General features: G+C 57.2%; 20 protein-coding genes and 1 tRNA gene. 15 read left to right on the plus strand and 6 right to left on the minus strand.

Annotated features, from left to right (window positions below; all coding sequences use genetic code 11):
• Window positions 1-20: 20 nt before the first annotated feature.
• From KORM41_RS21035 to KORM41_RS21045, 3 genes are all read right to left on the minus strand, one after another.
• Entirely contained in the window at window positions 21-974 is a 954-nt protein-coding gene (locus tag KORM41_RS21035; RefSeq protein WP_068153257.1) for a hypothetical protein, read from the minus strand.
• Between the two features lie 39 nt (window positions 975-1,013).
• The gene (locus KORM41_RS21040; RefSeq protein WP_068153259.1) at window positions 1,014-1,706 is read right to left on the minus strand and encodes a hypothetical protein; all 693 of its coding nucleotides are present in this window, start codon (window positions 1,704-1,706) and stop codon (window positions 1,014-1,016) included.
• 167 nt (window positions 1,707-1,873) lie between these two features.
• On the minus strand, window positions 1,874-2,161 hold the full coding sequence (locus KORM41_RS21045; protein ID WP_068153262.1) for a hypothetical protein: 288 nt from the start codon (window positions 2,159-2,161) through the stop codon (window positions 1,874-1,876).
• A gap of 137 nt (window positions 2,162-2,298) precedes the next feature.
• Here KORM41_RS21045 and KORM41_RS21050 point away from each other — a divergent pair, with 137 nt between their 5' ends.
• From KORM41_RS21050 to KORM41_RS21105, 12 genes are all read left to right on the plus strand, one after another.
• Window positions 2,299-2,796, plus strand: a complete 498-nt coding sequence (locus tag KORM41_RS21050) for a hypothetical protein (protein ID WP_068153265.1) — start codon at window positions 2,299-2,301, stop codon at window positions 2,794-2,796.
• Window positions 2,797-3,027: 231 nt separating this feature from the next.
• Window positions 3,028-3,357, plus strand: coding sequence for a RebB family R body protein (locus KORM41_RS21055; protein ID WP_068153267.1), 330 nt, complete (start codon window positions 3,028-3,030; stop codon window positions 3,355-3,357).
• Between the two features lie 268 nt (window positions 3,358-3,625).
• Window positions 3,626-3,952, plus strand: a complete 327-nt coding sequence (locus tag KORM41_RS21060) for a RebB family R body protein (RefSeq protein ID WP_068153269.1) — start codon at window positions 3,626-3,628, stop codon at window positions 3,950-3,952.
• Window positions 3,953-4,261: 309 nt separating this feature from the next.
• Window positions 4,262-4,588 carry a RebB family R body protein gene (locus tag KORM41_RS21065; protein ID WP_068153272.1) on the plus strand — a complete coding sequence of 109 codons (327 nt, stop codon included), beginning with the start codon at window positions 4,262-4,264 and terminating at the stop codon, window positions 4,586-4,588.
• Between the two features lie 210 nt (window positions 4,589-4,798).
• Window positions 4,799-5,128: a RebB family R body protein gene (locus tag KORM41_RS21070; protein ID WP_068153275.1), complete on the plus strand. Its 330-nt coding sequence runs from the start codon at window positions 4,799-4,801 to the stop codon at window positions 5,126-5,128.
• A gap of 298 nt (window positions 5,129-5,426) precedes the next feature.
• Window positions 5,427-5,732: a RebB family R body protein gene (locus KORM41_RS21075; RefSeq protein ID WP_068153278.1), complete on the plus strand. Its 306-nt coding sequence runs from the start codon at window positions 5,427-5,429 to the stop codon at window positions 5,730-5,732.
• A 34-nt stretch (window positions 5,733-5,766) separates the two neighbouring features.
• Window positions 5,767-6,132, plus strand: coding sequence for a RebB family R body protein (locus KORM41_RS21080; protein ID WP_068153280.1), 366 nt, complete (start codon window positions 5,767-5,769; stop codon window positions 6,130-6,132).
• Between the two features lie 78 nt (window positions 6,133-6,210).
• On the plus strand, window positions 6,211-6,441 hold the full coding sequence (locus tag KORM41_RS21085; RefSeq protein WP_068153284.1) for a RebB family R body protein: 231 nt from the start codon (window positions 6,211-6,213) through the stop codon (window positions 6,439-6,441).
• Window positions 6,442-6,548: 107 nt separating this feature from the next.
• A complete protein-coding gene (locus tag KORM41_RS21090; protein WP_068153288.1) occupies window positions 6,549-6,875 on the plus strand; it encodes a RebB family R body protein in 327 nt (108 codons plus the stop codon).
• 38 nt (window positions 6,876-6,913) lie between these two features.
• Entirely contained in the window at window positions 6,914-7,144 is a 231-nt protein-coding gene (locus KORM41_RS21095; protein ID WP_068153294.1) for a RebB family R body protein, read from the plus strand.
• Between the two features lie 60 nt (window positions 7,145-7,204).
• Complete coding sequence (locus tag KORM41_RS21100) at window positions 7,205-7,636, plus strand: hypothetical protein (protein ID WP_068153296.1); 432 nt, start codon at window positions 7,205-7,207, stop codon at window positions 7,634-7,636.
• A 311-nt stretch (window positions 7,637-7,947) separates the two neighbouring features.
• Window positions 7,948-9,054 carry an RNA polymerase sigma factor gene (locus tag KORM41_RS21105; RefSeq protein ID WP_082720118.1) on the plus strand — a complete coding sequence of 369 codons (1,107 nt, stop codon included), beginning with the start codon at window positions 7,948-7,950 and terminating at the stop codon, window positions 9,052-9,054.
• 176 nt (window positions 9,055-9,230) lie between these two features.
• On the opposite strand, the gene KORM41_RS21110 is transcribed toward KORM41_RS21105, so the two are convergent.
• The 3 genes from KORM41_RS21110 to KORM41_RS21120 all read right to left on the minus strand — a co-directional run bounded on the left by KORM41_RS21110 (window position 9,231) and on the right by KORM41_RS21120 (window position 14,547).
• Window positions 9,231-10,163: a hypothetical protein gene (locus KORM41_RS21110; RefSeq protein ID WP_068153302.1), complete on the minus strand. Its 933-nt coding sequence runs from the start codon at window positions 10,161-10,163 to the stop codon at window positions 9,231-9,233.
• A gap of 40 nt (window positions 10,164-10,203) precedes the next feature.
• Window positions 10,204-14,262: a hypothetical protein gene (locus KORM41_RS21115; protein WP_068153304.1), complete on the minus strand. Its 4,059-nt coding sequence runs from the start codon at window positions 14,260-14,262 to the stop codon at window positions 10,204-10,206.
• A gap of 209 nt (window positions 14,263-14,471) precedes the next feature.
• Window positions 14,472-14,547 (minus strand) — tRNA-Thr (locus tag KORM41_RS21120).
• Between the two features lie 199 nt (window positions 14,548-14,746).
• On the opposite strand from KORM41_RS21120, the gene KORM41_RS21125 reads away from it, so the two are divergent.
• The 3 genes from KORM41_RS21125 to KORM41_RS21135 all read left to right on the plus strand — a co-directional run bounded on the left by KORM41_RS21125 (window position 14,747) and on the right by KORM41_RS21135 (window position 17,586).
• The gene (locus tag KORM41_RS21125) at window positions 14,747-15,478 is read left to right on the plus strand and encodes a hypothetical protein (protein WP_068153307.1); all 732 of its coding nucleotides are present in this window, start codon (window positions 14,747-14,749) and stop codon (window positions 15,476-15,478) included.
• 174 nt (window positions 15,479-15,652) lie between these two features.
• Window positions 15,653-16,624 carry a mechanosensitive ion channel family protein gene (locus tag KORM41_RS21130; protein ID WP_068153310.1) on the plus strand — a complete coding sequence of 324 codons (972 nt, stop codon included), beginning with the start codon at window positions 15,653-15,655 and terminating at the stop codon, window positions 16,622-16,624.
• Entirely contained in the window at window positions 16,621-17,586 is a 966-nt protein-coding gene (locus KORM41_RS21135; RefSeq protein WP_068153313.1) for a CorA family divalent cation transporter, read from the plus strand. Before KORM41_RS21130 ends, KORM41_RS21135 begins: the two co-directional genes overlap by 4 nt.
• Window positions 17,587-17,594: the final 8 nt, after the last annotated feature.

The raw sequence follows: 17,594 nt of genomic DNA on the forward strand, positions 1-17,594 counted from the left end.
GCCGCCGGACCATGTGGTTGTTATTGCGCCTGCTGCTGAGGCGGTGCCGCCTGTGCCGGGGCCTGTGCCTGGGCCTGCGCTTGCTGTTCCTGCGCCGGGCCGTTCTGGCTGGCGGTATAAGTGGACAGGAGCACCTTCAGTTGTCGGTCAACCTCCTGGGCAATCATGGTTCGGATGGTTTCGGCAAACTCCTGCGCCAGAATCTGATTGGTGGATAACTGCTGCCCCGGCATACTCGGTTGGCCCGGCATGCCAGGTTGGCCCGGCATGCCTTGCTGGCCCTGTGGGGCTGCGCCATACGCCATCTGTCCCTGCTGGTTCATGGGGTAGTTTCCTTTCTGCTGTTCGTAGGCGGCCTTGGTGGCGGCCATTTCCTGGGTGGCCGCGTCGCGGCGCTCTTTCACACCGTGGGCGATGGTGGCCCGTTGAAGCTCGAATGCCCGCCGGATTGAATTCTGCTGCGTGTCCGACGCCGCGATGACATCCATGGCCTGATTGACCACGTTGGTCTGGGCTGATGTATCCGGTGTGACGGAAGGTGGTTCCACATGCGGCACCTGATGTTGTGGTGGTGCGGCTGTCATGCTTGGGTCCGGGATGGGCGCAGCCTGCGGGGGCATATGCGGGGGCGTTTGGGGTGCTGCCTGCGGAGCCGCGGCTTGCGGAGCAGCCTGAGGCGCTGGTTGTTCAGGCACCGCATTCACTGTTGGCTGCGGGGCGGCCTGCGTTTGCGGGGGCGCCACTGTCTGGGTTCCCGGCTGCGCGCCCTGCTGGGGCGCTGAAGCAGGTGCTGTCTGCGCGGGTGATGCCCCGGTTGCTGTGGTTGTTGTGGTTGCTGTGGTTGCTTCCGCCACCTCCGCTGCTGCTTCTGGTGCAGCTTCCGGTGCTGCCGTGTCTGGCGCGCTCTTTTTCCTGGCCGCGCCCTTGCCGGACGCGGATGTTTTGGCTGTTTTCTTGCTGGTTGCTTTGGTCATGATTGCCTCCGCTTGCGCCCCATGGCCCGGGGCGCAGAGTTAGCTTTTCTTCTTCGGGGCCGCTTTGCTGGCTCTGGCCTTTTTGCCTGCCCCCTCCTTTGAGCTTGTGCCCGTGGATGACCGGGGCGAAAGCTCTGCCGTTCGGACAGAGGCTGTGGCGGTCTCTTCGGCTTCTTTCAGGACTTCTTCTTCCTCTTTGCGGACCTCTTTTTCTTCTTCCCGGACGGCTTCTTCTTCCGCTTTCACTGCTCCTTCCGCTTGCGCAGCGGCGCGGGCTTCCTGTTCTTCAAGAGCACGGGAATAGAGCTCAACGTCTTCTTCATAGCGACGGACATTTTCTTCAAAGCGGCGCACATTTTCCTGTTCGCGGGTGGCTTCCTCGGCCACGGCTTCGGCAGCTCTGTCGCTCTCGCAGTCTGCGTGGTCGGCCCGCATCAAGCTGGCCTGATAGGCAAGGGTTTCTTCCTGAAGGCGCTCTGCTTCGGCCTGGACAGCCAGATACGACAAATTCTGACGTTCCACATAGCAGCTATAATTCAGGACTTGCTCTTCCTCCGCACGTGCTTGCGCCTCAACCGCTTCGGCATCCCGGTAATAGCCCGGATCGTCCCAATAGGAATTGCAGCCTGCACTTGAAGAGCCGTCATTGTTGGCATCGGTGTTGGAACTGCCCGAGGAAGTGACGACGACTGTCAGGTCTTCCTCAATTTCAACTGTCTCGCGTTCATTCATGGCGTTGCTTCCTGATTGACGGCAAACGGGGGGATTGCCTGCGTAAATAGTCGCGACCAGTGACGGAAATAGCGGAGCCCCGTAGTTGACCCGCCATGAAACAAAGGCCGCTCTCCGATCGTCTGGACGGAAGAGCAGCCCCTCTGTGAAAAAGAAATTTGGAAGATCTAGCTGCCGCCGCTATCCGAACCGGTGTCGGATCCCGTGGGCGGTGTGTTGCTCTTGATGATCTCAATCGTCTTGTCGATCATGGTCTGCTGCAGCTTTTTCATGTCCATGGTGACATCGGGCGGCACCACATTCTGCTTCAGCAGTTTCTGGATCTCGGCGTCCGCTGCCTCGACGAAATCGACAATGCTTTTCTGAATGGCGGCCTCGACTTCCGCGGTGCCCTTGAGGCCTTCATCGATCATTTTCGCGATATCCTCGGGGCTTGGGCTTTCGCTGTCTGCCATGGTGGCCTCCTTTCGCTGGGTGATTTGACCTAAGACGCAGCGGCGGCGGAATTGGGAAGTGAAATCACGGTTTTTTGCCGAAAAGGGCTGAAAGACGTGCTATAAGTGTATTATCAATATCAATAGGAGAATATTCTATGGTTGATAAAAAGTCTGCCAACCAAACCCCATCCGGGGAACCACAAGACCAGCCAGAAGACCATGTCGATGCCCTGTCACAGGAAATCGCCAAGCTTTTGTCCAGTCTTGTGGGTACAGTCAAGTCCGCCTCCGGTGACGGGGAGGGCAAAGCTGGCCAGGAAGCGCTCTATGTGGTTATAGAGCTCATTCAGGCGCTTTTGAATGACATCAAGGCGCATGAAAAACCAACGCTTGCTGACCGCATCCTTACAGTGATTGCGGAATGGAAGCTGGTTATGGCCGCGGGGAACACCCTCGATATGTCAACTGTCTACAGCCAGTCCGAGCACTTGATGAAGAAGCTCGATAGCGTGGCTGAAGGAGCAACCAAAGCGGGCATTGTTGATATCTATGCCTATGGTGGCACAGCTGCCGAAAACGCGATGGCGGTGCTGATGGAAACAGTCCATCTGAAGCCTAAACCCATCGTGGTTCCGAAAACAGAAGCCCACTAAAAGCGGGTAATGGCAAGGGGGTTTATGGTTGGCGGACGAGGCCCCCTTTTCATAGAATAGTCTTTTGGTCATGCATGCGGGCCTCAAAGGCACGCAACACCAGCTAAAAGCTTGGCATCATTTTTATTTTCTCACAAACCTGAGGTTGGGTCGTCGTATGCGGGAGACGTATTCGTGCCCCTGCCGGGGTGCCTGGTCTCACCCCAATTTAGTTTTTGAAGGAGAAAAGACATGGCAATGCCAACCGCGGTGAACAGCCAAATCACAGATTCAGTGTCACAGGCAAATGTGGAAGTATTGGGCAGTTCGCCTGCGATGGGGATGGGGGCGATGTATCAATCGCTTGGCCATTCGACGGGAATCCTGTTTGAAAACAGTGTAGGCGCCCAACAGCAACTGGCGATCGCCGCTCAGTCTGCTGCCAACCAGGGTGTGATCCAGATCTACAGCGTTAATACCATGGCCGGTGCGACCGCCGCGGCCAAGATCGCCAACAGCGACACGTCTGAGACCATGATGTCTCTGATGACAGCGCTCAAAGGTGTCGAAAGCGTCAGCTAACCTTCCCCCGCCTTGGCGGTAGGCGGGCTCCTTTTCTTATCTTGGAAGGTCATAGGCACTGGGTTTGAGACTTGAGAACCACTGGCGGCGCATTGCGTCGCCAGTTTTCGTTTTGGCCCGATGCGAACCGCTAATGCCCTCATTGAGAAAAAACAAACACGCCATGTCACAAAATTTTACGTGCGGCGTCTAAAGCCTGAAAGCGATGTCGGCAAGCGGATGGTACGCTGCCAAGGCGCGTAACAAGGATCAGGTCAGGAGACAGGTCATGGCGTATCCAACACTCGTAAACGATCAGATTACCGATGCAGTCACGCAGTCCAATGTGAAAGTGCTGGGCGACGCGCCGGCAATGGCGATGGGCTCGATTTTCCAGTCGGCCGCGCACTCAACGGGCATCCTTTATGAAAATGCAGTAGGCAGCCAGCAGCAACTGGCAATCGCCGCGCAGGCCGCGACGAACCAGGGTGTTATCCAGATATATAGCGTCGACACGATGGCTGGTGCGGTGGGAACCTCGAAAATCGCCAACAGCGACACTGCAGGCACCATGATGTCACTGGTAATGGCCCTGAAAGCCGGCCAGACGGCATAGGGCTTCACGCTGCCATAAAAGCTGCCCACAGGGGGCGCCAACACTTTGCCTCGATACTCGGATGCGTCCCCCATCAAGCGCCATGCGCGGACCGAACCCAACCAGCCTTTCCCCCAGGCAGCAGTGGTTCCGTGCATGGCGCTTCCTCTTTTCCGGTCGCGTAAGGCGCACCTGATTTTTCCTGTTTTTTTTCGTTTCAAACCTCACAAACACGGCGGCTTTGCGTCGTTACCGCGAGTGCCGCGTGGCTGATATGAAAGCCAGATGCGCAAGCTCACTTGGTATATAGGCTCACAAGGAGAACTCGATATGGCTATGCCAACCCCCGTAAACGGTCAAATTACTGACGCTGTTACCCAGGCTAACGTCAAAGTGCTTGGTGATGCGCCAGCAATGGCGATGGGCTCGATCTTCCAGTCGCTGGCTCACTCCACCGGTATTCTTTATGAGAATGCTGTTGGGTCCCAGCAGCAACTGGCGATCGCATCGCAGGCTGCGACCAACCAGGGCGTGATCCAGATTTACAGCATCGACACGATGGCTGGTGCGGTTGCGACCAACAAAATCGCCAACAGCGACACGGCAGACACGATGATGTCGCTGGTGATGGCACTGAAGGCCGGCCAGACTGCATAATCTGGTTGTGCCAAGAAAACTGGGGTTGCGCGGGCTTCGGCCGCTGCGCAGCCCCATTTTTATGCGGATTTGATTTTCTTTATTTTTTGTCCCGAGATCGATTTTTTGGATCACAAACCAGGCGCCATCGCGTCCATTAGGTAAGCAAGGCGGCGGCTTGCTGAACCGAATGAAGTCAGAAAAAAGAGAGCAACTCGAAGGAGAGAAACTATGGCTATGCCAACCCCCGTGAACGGCCAAATTACTGACGCAGTAACCCAAGCGAACGTCAAGGTGCTCGGTGATGCACCAGCCATGGCGATGGGTTCCATCTTCCAGTCCCTGGCACACTCCACAGGCATCCTGTATGAAAACGCAGTTGGGTCCCAGCAGCAGCTGGCAGTAGCGGCCCAGGCATCCACCAACCAGGGTGTTATCCAGATTTACAGCATCGATACGATGGCTGGCGCTGTGGGCACTTCCAAGATCGCCAACAGCGACACGGCCAGCACAATGATGTCTCTTGTGACAGCGCTGAAGGCTGGTCAGGGCGTTTCCTAAGCCCGGTGTGGCGCACGGGTCTTCGTGAAGTTGTCGCCCGCATGAGAAGAAACAACCGGCTGGTGCGCCACCGGATATCAAAGTTCCGAGTTCCCCTGAGGCCCTGTCGAGCAATTGCCCGGCAGGGCTTTTTGCAGGGGTTGCCTGGCCTCGTCGGATTTTTTTCACTTTTCTGTTCACATCGGTGATCCGCCCGCGTCCAAACCCCAGAAGGATAAAAACTGTTTGGCGGCCTTCGGGTTTCCAGGTCAGTTCAGTGAGGTGCGTCACGAAAACCCCGTTTGGCAGGAGCGAAACAATGTCCGATGACCAAAACACAACGAAGAAAAGCAAGGCTACGACGGCAGAGACCGTCACAGAAGCTGTTGCAGCCCTCAATTTGAACAACCTGGCTCTTGGACCCATCGTGGCGATGGACCAGTCGATGTTTGCACAGTCCCAGGCTCAGGGGATGCTGTTCGCCAACCAGCTGACAGAACAGCAACATACATTTGCGACAGGTCACGCCGCCATGATCAAGCTTGCGGCGGAAATCTACGGAATTGAAGAGCAGACGCTGCACATGCCGACGGGCGGAGCCACGGTCAGCAAGACCGATGACTGATAGCCAGCCCCTCGCATAGAAAGGATAAGGTGCCATGAGTTCAGAAAACGAAAAGTCACAGCTTAGCGATGATCAGATGATCACCAAAGCGGAACGGATGGTGACGCTTGAGGCTGCCGCAACCGCGGCGCAGTCCAATATTGCTGTGCTGACCGCAGGGCCGGCGCTTTCGATCGCCCAATCCGGACTGTCGCTATCGCAGGCCAGCAGTGTGTTGTTTGCCAATATGGTATCGAACCAGCACCAGCAGGCCATCACGAACAGCGTCATTATGGGCAAGGGGCTTACGCAGCTCCTCAGCAGGCCTGACAAGGGCTCGATCAATGTCGATCTGTCGAGCCTGCTGACATACTTCAAAAATCATCCAGACGATACGAAGGGCGACCTGGTCGTCTACTAATGAACCCGCGGGCGTCGGTGTGATCCGGCAGACCTGAAGTCAAAGGGCCTGAAAGAATAACAGGGGAGGAACAAGCCAATGCCAGGCAATTCGGTAAACTCTCAGATCACCGATGCAGTCACCCAGACCAACGTCAAGGTGTTGGGCGAGGCGCCAGCCGAGGCCTTGGGCATGGCTTTCCAAAGCATGTCGAATGCGATCAGCCTGTCGCTTGAGAACGCGACCCAGACACAGGGCGGCATGCAGCAGATCACCAACGCAAGCACGTCGTCAATCGTGACCATGATTTTGAAACAGGCGGCAAGCTAACAGGGTGCAATTTCTTTGTTCACATTCGCCGGACCAGGGCGTCATGAATGAAGTAAGGATCATTAGCTGGAGACGTTGCCCAGGCAACGTGGCAAGAGGGAAGAAAGATGGCTATTCCGACATCAGTTAACGGGCAGATAACAGACTCTGTTACCCAGTCGAACGTCGCAACGCTTGCGGCGGCCCCTTCAATCGCGATGGGTTCGATTTACCAGAGTGCCGCCCACTCCAGTAGCATTCTTTATCAGAATGCAGTGATGCAACAGCAGCAGAATGCCATCTGTGCCCAGGCCGCCGCGAACCAGGGCGTGATACAGATCTATAGTGCCAACTCAATGGCTGCCGCCGCGGCGGCAAGCAAGGTAGCGCAATCGGATACCGCGACAGAGATACTGACCATGCTGGTCGTACTCAAGGCGTTGGGGTCCCTCTAGAATAACCCGATAATAACTAGATAAATAGGTTCAGGACCATGGCAGACAATACACCAGTAAATTCACAGATTACAGATGCTGTCACCCAGAATAACGTGAAGGTGGTAGCGGAAGCGCCGGCGCAGGCCATGGGGCTTGTCTACCAGACGATGGCGCATTCCATCAGTTTGTCCATGCAGAATGCCCAGCAGGCGCAAGGCGGACTGCAGCAGATCGGCAACGCGGTGACGTCTACGGCGATCACCATGATCCTTGGGGTGGCCAAGTAAGCCAAGGGGCAAGAATATCACGGGTCGTCGCGCTGACTGATCACAACCGGGAGCAGGAAAATGGCGGGAAATGAAGGCAAGAAGAAAAAGGAAGGCGAACCTGAAGCACCGGAAGGCAATTCAGATTCGGTAGATACCAGCGCACTGAACCCGATGATTGTCCAGGCGGTGGACTATACCAATTCGGTCATCGGCTCATCCGTCAGTGTGGAAGCGAACGGGATCGCGTATCAGAAGGTGGCGCAGGCAACCGCTTTTTCGGTTCAGGATGCCACAGACTATCTGCGGAACATGATGGCCATGGCTGGCGCGGCCCAGGGCGTGGCGCTTGAGAAAATGATTGAGGCAGCCGCCATTCCGGACACCACAAAGATAGACGCATACCAAACTGTATTGTCCGCGGCGCAGGCTGCTATCACAGCGGCAGAAACGGTCTTCTCAGATGTGGGGTCTGACGCTGGCACAATAGCGAGTGACTATCCCAAATCCTGACACTCAGGGTTGCCTGATCCATCGTTACGCCTGGTAAAGCAGCCCGCTATGGGCTGTTTTTTTATGTCTATGCTTCAAAAACTCTCAGAATCGTGCATTATCGCAATAGTTGAGTAACTTCTTTTGCGGCAAAAATCTGCTGAAGTTCCAAAAAGCTATATAAAAATAAATTAAACCAATATGTTAAATGGATATGGTGTTAGAGGTTCTATGTTTAGAGTGATAAAATTCTAGCTTCACGGAACGCAATTACTGCCGTCTTAGTTGTGCTATAACTGAAATAAAACACAGCAATTCCGGAGGACGGGAGCATGCGGAGGCACGGAGAGGTGCCCGCTGACGGTAGTCGGCGGGAGCGAGACGCTGCATCAAACAAGGATGACAAAAGACTGAACGGCGCAAGAACCGAAGGGGGCGGTGGCGCAAACAGACGAGACAATGTCTATCGGCTTTTCCCGGAGGAGGAGCCCGCAGACAGAATCTCATGGGAGGAAATGACCAGGGGAGGAACAGGCCGCCAGGGCCCGAGCGACGGGTTCGAGGAAATGCAGGCTGGTTACACAGCAGACCCTGAACCACCAAGCCCTGAGCGCCAGCCTCCAGACAAAGAAACCGACCCCGGGCAGTCCCGGGCTAACGGATCCCCGCAACCCAACCCGGCGCTGCAGCAGGCGGTTGCAGACCACCCGATCACCAAGGCACTCGAGGCCCTGTATGGGCCCGGCGGCGCCCCTTCCCCCGTTCAGATTATTGCCGATACCGTCGCTCCCTCGAAAGCCCGAGGTGATGCCTGGCCCGTCAAACCATTAGACAGGGACACTGTTCCCGGCGAGGGCATGCCGATCCGGCCGCTGCCCCAAGAACCGGTCGCTGATCCACTTGAACCGGTCCCTCAGGAAAAACAGGCAGATTTCTGGCAGTTGTGGCTTCAGCACCAGGACCAGCTCAGGAAACAGTGCCTGCATATGATGTCGGGTAATATGGCCGACGCGGAGGACGCGCTTTCCAGCGCCATGCTCCGGGCATCGCAGAAGTTTCAGCGCTATTCAGACAGCATCATGAATGAAAAGGCCTGGTTGTCGAAGCTGGTACATAATGTGTGCATCGACCAGTTCCGGCAACGCAAGCGCACCTATTATCAGGTGTTTGAAGGCGACGCATCGGAACAAGTGGAAGACGCCATGTTCACGGGGCCACAGCCGTCACCTGAAGAAGCGGCGCTCAGCAAGGAACAAATTGCCTCGCTGGAGGTGTGCCTGGGGCAACTGTCAAACAATCTACGGGTACCGCTGATGCTGCGGTGCGTGGAAGGATGGTCCTATCCGGATATCGCGGAGGAGCTGGATCTTCGTGCCGACACAGTCCGCAAGCGCGTGCAGCTGGCAAGGGACTTCCTGCGCCAAAGGGGCATTCGCTGACGTTTCCTTTTGCTAGTTTCCAGCCAGGGAAAGGTGGTGGTCGGACCGGCTGCCGCCTTTTCTGTTGCTTGGTCAGGTTGATGGAGTTGGTGGGCGGACAAGTCCATAAGGAAAAGGCGGCCAGGCATTTCCGGCCGCCTTTCAGGCTTTGTGACTTTCTAAGGGCGAGCGCTGTATCAGGTCTTGATTGATTGCTCGCTTGGAATCCATAGGGCTTCCGAGCGAAGCGTGCCTAACTGTGAAACAACAAACAGGTTTTCCGGCTCTTCGAGTGTGCCGAACAGCTTGAAGGGGTCGAAATCGAAATTGAACACCTTGTTCTTGCTGGCGTTCGGATAGAAGTCTTTGTCTCGATACCAGAACAGGCGGCGTGACCGTTGGGTAAAGCCAGCCAGTATCAATACCGGAGTGCCGCCCTCGATGGGGATGGGGGGATTGGTGAACACATTTTTCGGCAGGGTAGCGTAGATGCGGTTCCCGGCCTCTGCCAGCGGCCCGTCCATCCTGATCTCGCCGTCCTGGGGTGCCGGCGAATGGCTGGAGCTCTGTGTGGTCACAAGACCGCTTGTGGTGACTTCTGTCGGCACCGGCGGGCTGGTCAGTCGGGTGCTGTTGGTCACTACCTGGACCGCCTGAACAGGGGTGATCAGGTCATCGATCCACAGGGTTACGCCGTATAGGCCATCCTCAGGCGGCAGGTTCAAGAGCCGCGCCAGGTCCAGGTTGAACCAGCTGTTGGTGAAAGACTGGTTGTTGGCAGGCTGGCCCGCGTTGACTTCAACATCGCTCAGATAAAGTTCCACATCCAGGCGCAGGCTGGCGTCGCTGTGGCTGGCCGGGCTGAAATAGACCTGGCCCGTCAGAAGGTTGGTGGCCATCACGTTGATCGGCGCCGGCATCTGGCCGCCATAAAGTTCGATATAGGGCCAGCCCAGGTTATAGCCTGCGAACATGGCGGTGGTGTTGCCGCCCGCGCTCGTGGCTTCCTGACAGTTGAACTGCATGTGCGGGCTTGTGGGGCTGGGTTCGATCGTTGGCGAACAACCTTCTACAAAATCGTACCACACTTCGTCAGGCGCATTTGGCTTGCTGCTGGTGCTATCAGTCATGGACTTTTCCTTCGCGTGTGCCGCCAGGCGGCATCATACATCAATATTTGTTGAGGGCGCTGGTGTTCGCCAGTGCATATTCGCGCCCGAAAACGGATTTCTTGCAGGTGTTGCAAACCTTGGTGATTGGCGGTTTTACCGTCATGTCAAACATCAGGCAGTCCACCTTGGCGCGGACATTGTGGTTGTCCACCAGGTCAGCGAAGTTCGTGAAGCCGCACATGCAGTGGGGCCCCTGGCCAATGCCCACAGCGATATTCTTCAGCGTGGTGAGATCGGTATCCAGGTAATAGGTTTTGTCTGACGTGCCCTGATACCAGTATTTGTTACCGGTTTGCGCAGCCGTGGGTAAATAGAGGGGAGTCAGCCCAAGGAAGTGGCCCACTTCATGGGCCGCGGTGGAATAGACTTCATCCCCTGCGGACGGTCCCAACTGTTCCGCATAGCGGCAGGCTGTCATGACGGCCGGTTCCTTGTTCACAGACAGGCCGCAGATGATCTGCAAGTCGATCAAAGTGATCTTGACCCAGAGGTCTTTGATGTTTTCACCGTGCTTGTTCACATTCTGCAGGTCAATTTCCAGGTTATAGCTGCCGTCTGCATTGTCCGTCAGCTTCACCTTGTTGTCGGGGATGTTTTCGGTCCAGCGGTGAATGAATCCCAGGGAATATTTCTGCAGCGTGGCGGAGCCGGGCACCATGAAGCGGCTGCTGGTTGACGTGTCGAAGCGCCGTTTGCCAAGGCTTGCAACAAATTTGTTGCCGTTGACCACGGGCTTTGAAAACCATTGCTCGCGCTGAGTGGTGGCCCATGCCACATGCTCGATGAACATCAGGTTGAAGGCCCGGTCTGTATAGTCCGGCAGCGATCCATCGAGGATACGGGCGTCGATCCAGTCAGAATACTGCGGGGTACGGGGGCTTTTGCTGGTGTAAAGCGCTGGCACATTGTCCACTTCCGTTACATCGGGGCTGGTTGCCAGTTCCAGGAAGCTTTCGGCAAAGGTGTTCTGAAGCTTGCCGCGATTGAACAGGTCTGAATAGTTGTCTTGATACGACAGGACATCGTGGCGCTTCATGGCAGCCACACTATAGTTGATCTTGCGCCACGCCGTGACAGGTTTGGTCTTGTAGCTTACAGGGGCCTTGGTGGCGTCAGCCCCAAAGGTTGCGGCGCCGGTTGCCGCGTCGTCCGTAAGGAAAGAAACCCCGGTGAACTTGAGGCCACCATACCGGCCGATCTTCAGCCGGGTTGATGCCTTGCCGCTGCTGTTGGTTGAGGCGGGCAGGTGGGTATCGAGCTTCATGGATTTGGTTGCCGCGGGTATATCGCTGGCGTTGCCGGGGTCGGCCCACAGCATGAAATCGATTCCAATTCCTTTGACGGCCGGTTCAGTGGTGGCTGTGACCAGCATGTTCTGACCGGTTTTGGCCTCGTCCTGGTTGGTGTTGGCCGTTTGGCTGAAGTCTATCGGCTGGTTGGTATATTGACGCCAATTGTCGATATTGGGGGTGAGGCTGGCAATCTTGACCACTGTTGCAGCTGCCCAGTCCCCGTTTCTAGCCGGCTTGATGCTGTCAGGCGCGCCCTGGAAGGCGGCGTCATCCTTGTCCTTGCGGTCCATGCCAAGCGACAGGTGAATGTCGCGGGCCTGTGTGCTTGGGTCTGATCCGTCAGATTGCAGCCAATAGGTTTTGTCCGACCCCAGGTCAGACTTTTTCAGCGTCAGCGGCTGGCCTTTTTTGCTGACAATCCTGCCGTTGGTTGCAGCGTCCCAAACCGACGCCTTGTCGCTTGAGACATCCAGCGAAATGACATGCTCCCCGGCGTCACCAGGCCAGGTGTCTGTCGCCACCTTGCTGACGACCAGTTTTGCCCGGCCAAACAGCGTGCTGTCCTGCAGGGGCAGGAAACGCCCGGTCTGCCATTTGGCTCTGTCGGTCATTGCCACAGCCTTGATCGGCGATTGGGTGCCGTCGTCACGGAAGACCTGTAGCGTCAGGGCTATCACGCCCAACTGCTTGGTTACCGGGTCTTTGACGACGAAAGGTGGCTTTGTTCCCAGGTCGCTAGGGGGCTTTGCCAGCGACAGGGTCAGGCTGGTCTTGCCCGTTTTTGCGCCGGAAAGGTAGTAGGTCTTGTCTTTTTTCAACAGGTCGGCGTTCGGGATGGTTGCCTTGTTGCCGACAAATTGTATCTCGTCTGTGCAGTCCTTGTCGCGGAAGATACGGATGCCCGCATTGTCGCGTGCCAGCGTGCCGTCGCCTTGATAGCCGATCTGCGTGTCTGACTGGGTGCAATAGAAATGCGCCAGGGTCGGGCTGGTGGCGTTTTTCTTGTCGCCGTCGTCGAAGCCGCGGGATTGCAGAACCAGATCATAGTCTGTTTCAATCACCGGGGTTACGGTGTTGGTTTTCTCAACCACAAGGGGTGGTTCGCCCACCTCATTGATAGTCGCCAACTGGCTGGAAGGGTTGGTGACGATATAAGGGTCACTCGCCTCTGCGGGGGTGAGCTTCAGCGATACCGTGTCCTCTGGCACCGTGTCGCCAAGCCATTGAACCGTATATTCATTTTTGGTGTTGGTGATGGCCTCGTTTGAAAGAGTCACGGACAGGTTATTGCCGGAAAAGAGCGGCCGTTTGTCACTTTTGTAGACGCCCAGAAGTTTGTCTGAGCGGGTTAGGGTCGCGGTGCCCGTGAAATTGCCGCCGCCGCTGGTTTTCTGGGTAATATAGGCGCGCACCGGCGTGCCGTCGCCTGCCTGGCTTTCCGGCAGAATGCGGATCGCGGTGGATTGCCAGTCCACGTGCGAGACCACCTCGGTGATCTCTTTGATGGTCAGCTTGGTGCTGACCGGCTTCTGCACCAGGATTGCGGGCTGGCAATCGTTCACCAGTTCGAATGTCAGCTCGGTTTCGCCGCTGGCGCTCCCCTTGATGTAGAAGGGTGTCTCACCTGTTATCGCGGCAGTCATCAAAGCGGCCTTATTGTCGGTGAAGGCCAGTGGCTTGGTCATGGCCTTGTCGTAGAAAAGCGCGATCTTGTCGTTGCTGCGGGTCAGGACACCTTCGCCCTTGAAGGCGATATCGCCATTGGTTTGCGTCAGCCCAAAGGTCACATAAGGCAGCGCGCCCTTCGCAAGCGTCGGATACCAGATGGTGTCGTCGTGGCTGGCATCGATCTTGGTGGTAATGGTGGGGGTCACCTTGTTGGTCGGCAGAAGCGACAGTGTGGCGCTGGCGGGTGCCGCTGTTGCCACTTTCAGGGGGGCGCTGTTGCTATCGAGTGCGAGCTGGACAGCCAGCTCGCCTGTGGCTGTGTCGCTGGTGGCGCGAGCGTAAAGTGTCAGTGCGCCGTTCTTGAGGTCGCTGTTGCTGATGGTATGCCCGTTAGAGAGCGGAACTTCATCACTGGGCTCGCATTTTGCGTCCTTGTAGAATTTGCATTTTGCATCAGTGGGGGTAACCGTCACCTTGCCTTTCCCGTCATAGGTGGACAGGCCAAGTGTGGACGCAAACTTGAAGTTCAGTGACAGGGGTGTGCCGCTCGCGGTCACCTGCGGGTCTGGGCTGCCCTGCAGGATCACTGGTGTCACGACTTCCGCCGCCAGAAGCTGCAGGGTCTTTTTCGCGGCGGGGTCGTTATTGTCCACATTGATCAATGTTTGTGGGTCGCCGGTGCTGAAATCCGTTTTCTTGCGGGTTGCAGTTTCCAGCATGTCCAGCGTCAGCGCCAGGTCAACAAAGCCCGTGTCCAGCCCTTTGGCATAGACCTTTAGGCCGGTCTTCAACTCTGCGTTCGAGATGCGGGCCTGGTTCTCGCAGAAATCCAGCTTGCTTGCCTCGCTGAGGTCCTTGTTCAGATAGAGGTCGATTTTGTCATTGGAGCGGGTCAGGGTGCCGCCCGCCTTATAGTCCTGATCGCCAGGGACCGGGCTGAGGGACTGTTTCAGCTTGATCGTCAATTCCTGGGGATTGTCGTTGCCTTCCTGGGTGCCTGTTTGCCGCGATGGGGCGTTCAGGCCCGCCCGGGGGTCAAACCAGATCTCATCGGGGCCGCTGATGCTGGGGGTAACGACATTGGGGGTGATAGGCATGATGGCTCGCTCCGCACTGCTGAATTGGGCAAAGGGGCGATTTACAGGCAGCAGGCCGTGCGGCCGCTGGGCCACCCCGTTTGGGGTTTGACGGCTCGTTAGCGGCTTTGTGAAGCCGTAGGACGCGTTTGGACATGGGATGGCGCGCGGACGACAAGCGTCAGCAAGCGATGAGATTTTGTACGAAAGTCAGGGAAAGAAGGGGAAAGTGGTGCCGGCACCAAGATTCGAACTCGGGACCTGATGATTACAAATCAACTGCTCTACCAACTGAGCTATACCGGCACTTTCCAACTGGCGCCTGGGTGGCGCCGTGTCCGTGGGCGCATCTTCTAGCACAAAAAAAAATCAGTGCAAGCCCCTTTTGTATGGTTTTTTTAAGAAGATGTTTCGTGCCGGTTTGGTGTGGCCCATGGGTGGCTTGCCAGCAAACTGTATGGCGGTTAGGGTGCCGCCTGAAAATGCGGTTTCGAGGCGGCAGGGCATGACATATCCATTCGATGAAGCAGGCACGCTCGCTAAAGCCGGGCTGAACCTGCATGCGGTGTTCGAGCTTGCGGCGTTGCCTGAAGAAACGCGGGAGGCGCTTTCGGGTGCGTGCGGCGATATGGGCGCTTACCGGCAGCTGATTCTGCTGGGGCACGGCGGGCGGGCGCTCTGGCGTGCGATGGAAGGCCAAAAGGCACTGCTGGCGAAGAGAAGTGCCGACCCTGTCGATGCCTACAGCGAGGCTGCTGTTTACACCTACCTTGAAACCAGCCCGGCGTGCGCGGGGTTTCAGATTCTCTATCCGCCGTCCAGCAGCACTGTGCCGCTTATCCAGCTTGGTGAGCTGGCAGGCTGGCACCATGCGTCAAAATTCGGAATCGGGATCAATGCCGACTGGGGCAGCTGGTTTGCCTATCGGGCGCTTGTGCTGGCGGACAGCCGTTTTGCGCCGGTGGCCCGCCCGGCGGATGCATCGCCGTGCGACACTTGCACTGACAAGCCCTGCATCACCGCTTGTCCGGCAGCTGCCGTGACGGATGAGGCGTTTCTGGCTGCGCGCTGCTTCGGTCACCGGCTGGCTGACGGTTCAGCCTGTGCGCAGACGTGCCATGCCCGGCTGGCCTGTCCGGTGGCACAGGTGCGCCGCTATGGGCCGGAACAGATGCGCTATCACTATGGGCGGTCGCTCGAAACCCTGCACGACTACCGCAAGCGCGGGCTGGTTTAGCCAACTGCCCGCGTAGGCGAGAGCAAATGTCGTTCCCCGCAAGCTGGAGGGAATTACCGCCTATTCAAGCGATTGTTATGCCTTTACAATAGCTGTTCGAAAGCGGGCGCATTGAAGCATGTCACACGCCCGACAGAATGTGCCTGAGCGCTAAAGGCTCAGGAGGGGGAGCAGATGACGTTTCTTAAAAGTATTTTTCGGCCACGGTCGGTCACCGCAAAAGGCTTTGTCCTTATCTTGATGGGGGCGCTGATTGCGGCGTCATACATGGGCTATCTTGCGCCCGTGGAAGAGCTGCTGGACAGTGAAAAGCTGACCTTCCGTTTCATCGATTTTGCGGTCTCCCCCTATAAGATCCTGAAGGCGCTGACGGTTGTTATCCTGTTCATGTGGCTGGCATCGGTGCTTTCGGACCAGTTTGAAAAACGCATGATCAAGATCACCAGCATTCGGTCCAGCAACCGCGAGCTGATCACCAAGGCCGTGACGCTGATCATCTATTTCCTGGCCACCGTCGTGGCGCTTGACATCATGGGCATCGACCTGACGGCCCTTACGGTAATTGGCGGTGCCATTGGTATCGGTGTCGGCTTTGGCCTGCAGAAAATCACATCGAACTTCATCAGCGGGATCATCCTGTTGGCCGAGAAGTCTGTGGAACTGGACGATCTTGTTGAACTGTCTGACGGCACGCAGGGCTTCGTGCGCCACGCTGGGGCGCGGTACACACTGGTGGAGACCTTCGACGGCAAGGAAGTGATGGTGCCGAATGAGGATTTCATCACCAACCGGGTCATCAACTGGACGCTGACCAACACCAAGGGCAGGGTGGAGATCGCGGTCGGCGTGGCTTATGGCTCTGATTTGGACAAGGTAAAGGAAATCCTGCTTGAAGCCGCATCCGAGCACCCGCGCTGCTCCGCCGAGCCTAAACCCCAGTGTTTCCTGGATGAGTTTGGCGACAGCTCGATCAATTTCAGCCTTTATTTCTGGGTCGATGACGTGACCGAAGGCAGGCGCGAGCCGAAAAGCGACGTGCAGTTTGCCATCTGGCGCAAGTTCCAGGCGGCGGGCGTGGAAATCCCGTTCCCACAGCGCGACCTGCATATCAAATCCGGCGCGCTGCCGGCGGAGGGCAAGGCATGAGCGAGACTTTCATCATCGACGCCCGCTATCTGGACCCGGACCATGAGGCCAAGGCCCCGGAAGAGGTGCAGGGCGAAATAGACGAGCCCATCTGGCTGCATGTGAATGTGGCGGGCGAGGGTGCGGCAGATCGGCTTGCCAAGGCTGCGCCTTATCTGGACAGCGCCATGATCGAGGCCCTTTGCGCCTCGGACACGCGGCCGCACGTTGAGGACTTCGGCAAGGAATATCTGATCATCCTGCGCGGCATGAACTTAAGCCCCGGGGCAGAGCCAGACGACATGGTGTCCCTCAGGATCTGGAGCGACGGAAAGCATGTGATCAGTGCCGAACGCCGCCCTGTGATGGCGGTGAGAAAGCTGTCTGAGCGGCTCAAGGTGGCGGACAAGCCTGTGACGGCATCTGAGGTGGTCATCAGCCTCGCGGTCGAGGTTATCGCCAACATGGCGGGGCCTATCGGCAAGCTTCTCGATGATATTGACGAACTGGAGATAGAGGCGCTTGAAGGCACGCCGGGCGACCTGAGGGCGCGGCTTAACAGCCTGCGCGAACATGTGCTTTATATCCGGCGTTATCTGGTGCCGATGAAACAGGCTGTGATGCAGCTGCAGGGGCTTGGGCAGGACTGGGCCGTGGCGGAAAAGGCTATCCGGCGGCTCAGGCATGCGGGCGACAACCTTGCCCGCCATATCGAAGACCTGGACGCCGCCCGCGAACAGCTGCAGTTCCAGCACGAGGAAATGGTGGCTGCCACATCGGACAAGCTGAACCGCAATATGTATACGCTGTCGATTGTGGCGGCGATCTTCCTGCCGCTTGGCTTCCTGACAGGCCTTCTGGGCATCAATGTGGGCGGCATGCCCGGTGCGGATGACGGCACTGCCTTTTGGTGGGTTGCCGGGGGCTGCGGTGCGATTGTGCTGTGCCAGCTATTGTATTTCCGCCGCGGTGGGTGGTTCTGAACACAGAA

It is taken from the genome of Kordiimonas lipolytica, assembly GCF_001550065.1.

What these genes read in the sequence shown, in the direction of transcription:
- KORM41_RS21095 (WP_068153294.1), top strand. Translation starts at nt 6,914, where the DNA reads ATGGCAGACAATACACCAGTAAATTCACAGATTACAGATGCTGTCACC.
- KORM41_RS21085 (WP_068153284.1), top strand. Translation starts at nt 6,211, where the DNA reads ATGCCAGGCAATTCGGTAAACTCTCAGATCACCGATGCAGTCACCCAG.
- KORM41_RS21075 (WP_068153278.1), top strand. Translation starts at nt 5,427, where the DNA reads ATGTCCGATGACCAAAACACAACGAAGAAAAGCAAGGCTACGACGGCA.
- KORM41_RS21070 (WP_068153275.1), top strand. Translation starts at nt 4,799, where the DNA reads ATGGCTATGCCAACCCCCGTGAACGGCCAAATTACTGACGCAGTAACC.
- KORM41_RS21065 (WP_068153272.1), top strand. Translation starts at nt 4,262, where the DNA reads ATGGCTATGCCAACCCCCGTAAACGGTCAAATTACTGACGCTGTTACC.
- KORM41_RS21050 (WP_068153265.1), top strand. Translation starts at nt 2,299, where the DNA reads ATGGTTGATAAAAAGTCTGCCAACCAAACCCCATCCGGGGAACCACAA.
- KORM41_RS21035 (WP_068153257.1), bottom strand. Translation starts at nt 974, where the DNA reads ATGACCAAAGCAACCAGCAAGAAAACAGCCAAAACATCCGCGTCCGGC.
- KORM41_RS21130 (WP_068153310.1), top strand. Translation starts at nt 15,653, where the DNA reads ATGACGTTTCTTAAAAGTATTTTTCGGCCACGGTCGGTCACCGCAAAA.
- KORM41_RS21080 (WP_068153280.1), top strand. Translation starts at nt 5,767, where the DNA reads ATGAGTTCAGAAAACGAAAAGTCACAGCTTAGCGATGATCAGATGATC.
- KORM41_RS21110 (WP_068153302.1), bottom strand. Translation starts at nt 10,163, where the DNA reads ATGACTGATAGCACCAGCAGCAAGCCAAATGCGCCTGACGAAGTGTGG.
- KORM41_RS21100 (WP_068153296.1), top strand. Translation starts at nt 7,205, where the DNA reads ATGGCGGGAAATGAAGGCAAGAAGAAAAAGGAAGGCGAACCTGAAGCA.
- KORM41_RS21115 (WP_068153304.1), bottom strand. Translation starts at nt 14,262, where the DNA reads ATGCCTATCACCCCCAATGTCGTTACCCCCAGCATCAGCGGCCCCGAT.
- KORM41_RS21125 (WP_068153307.1), top strand. Translation starts at nt 14,747, where the DNA reads ATGACATATCCATTCGATGAAGCAGGCACGCTCGCTAAAGCCGGGCTG.
- KORM41_RS21045 (WP_068153262.1), bottom strand. Translation starts at nt 2,161, where the DNA reads ATGGCAGACAGCGAAAGCCCAAGCCCCGAGGATATCGCGAAAATGATC.
- KORM41_RS21060 (WP_068153269.1), top strand. Translation starts at nt 3,626, where the DNA reads ATGGCGTATCCAACACTCGTAAACGATCAGATTACCGATGCAGTCACG.
- KORM41_RS21090 (WP_068153288.1), top strand. Translation starts at nt 6,549, where the DNA reads ATGGCTATTCCGACATCAGTTAACGGGCAGATAACAGACTCTGTTACC.
- KORM41_RS21135 (WP_068153313.1), top strand. Translation starts at nt 16,621, where the DNA reads ATGAGCGAGACTTTCATCATCGACGCCCGCTATCTGGACCCGGACCAT.
- KORM41_RS21105 (WP_082720118.1), top strand. Translation starts at nt 7,948, where the DNA reads ATGCGGAGGCACGGAGAGGTGCCCGCTGACGGTAGTCGGCGGGAGCGA.
- KORM41_RS21040 (WP_068153259.1), bottom strand. Translation starts at nt 1,706, where the DNA reads ATGAATGAACGCGAGACAGTTGAAATTGAGGAAGACCTGACAGTCGTC.
- KORM41_RS21055 (WP_068153267.1), top strand. Translation starts at nt 3,028, where the DNA reads ATGGCAATGCCAACCGCGGTGAACAGCCAAATCACAGATTCAGTGTCA.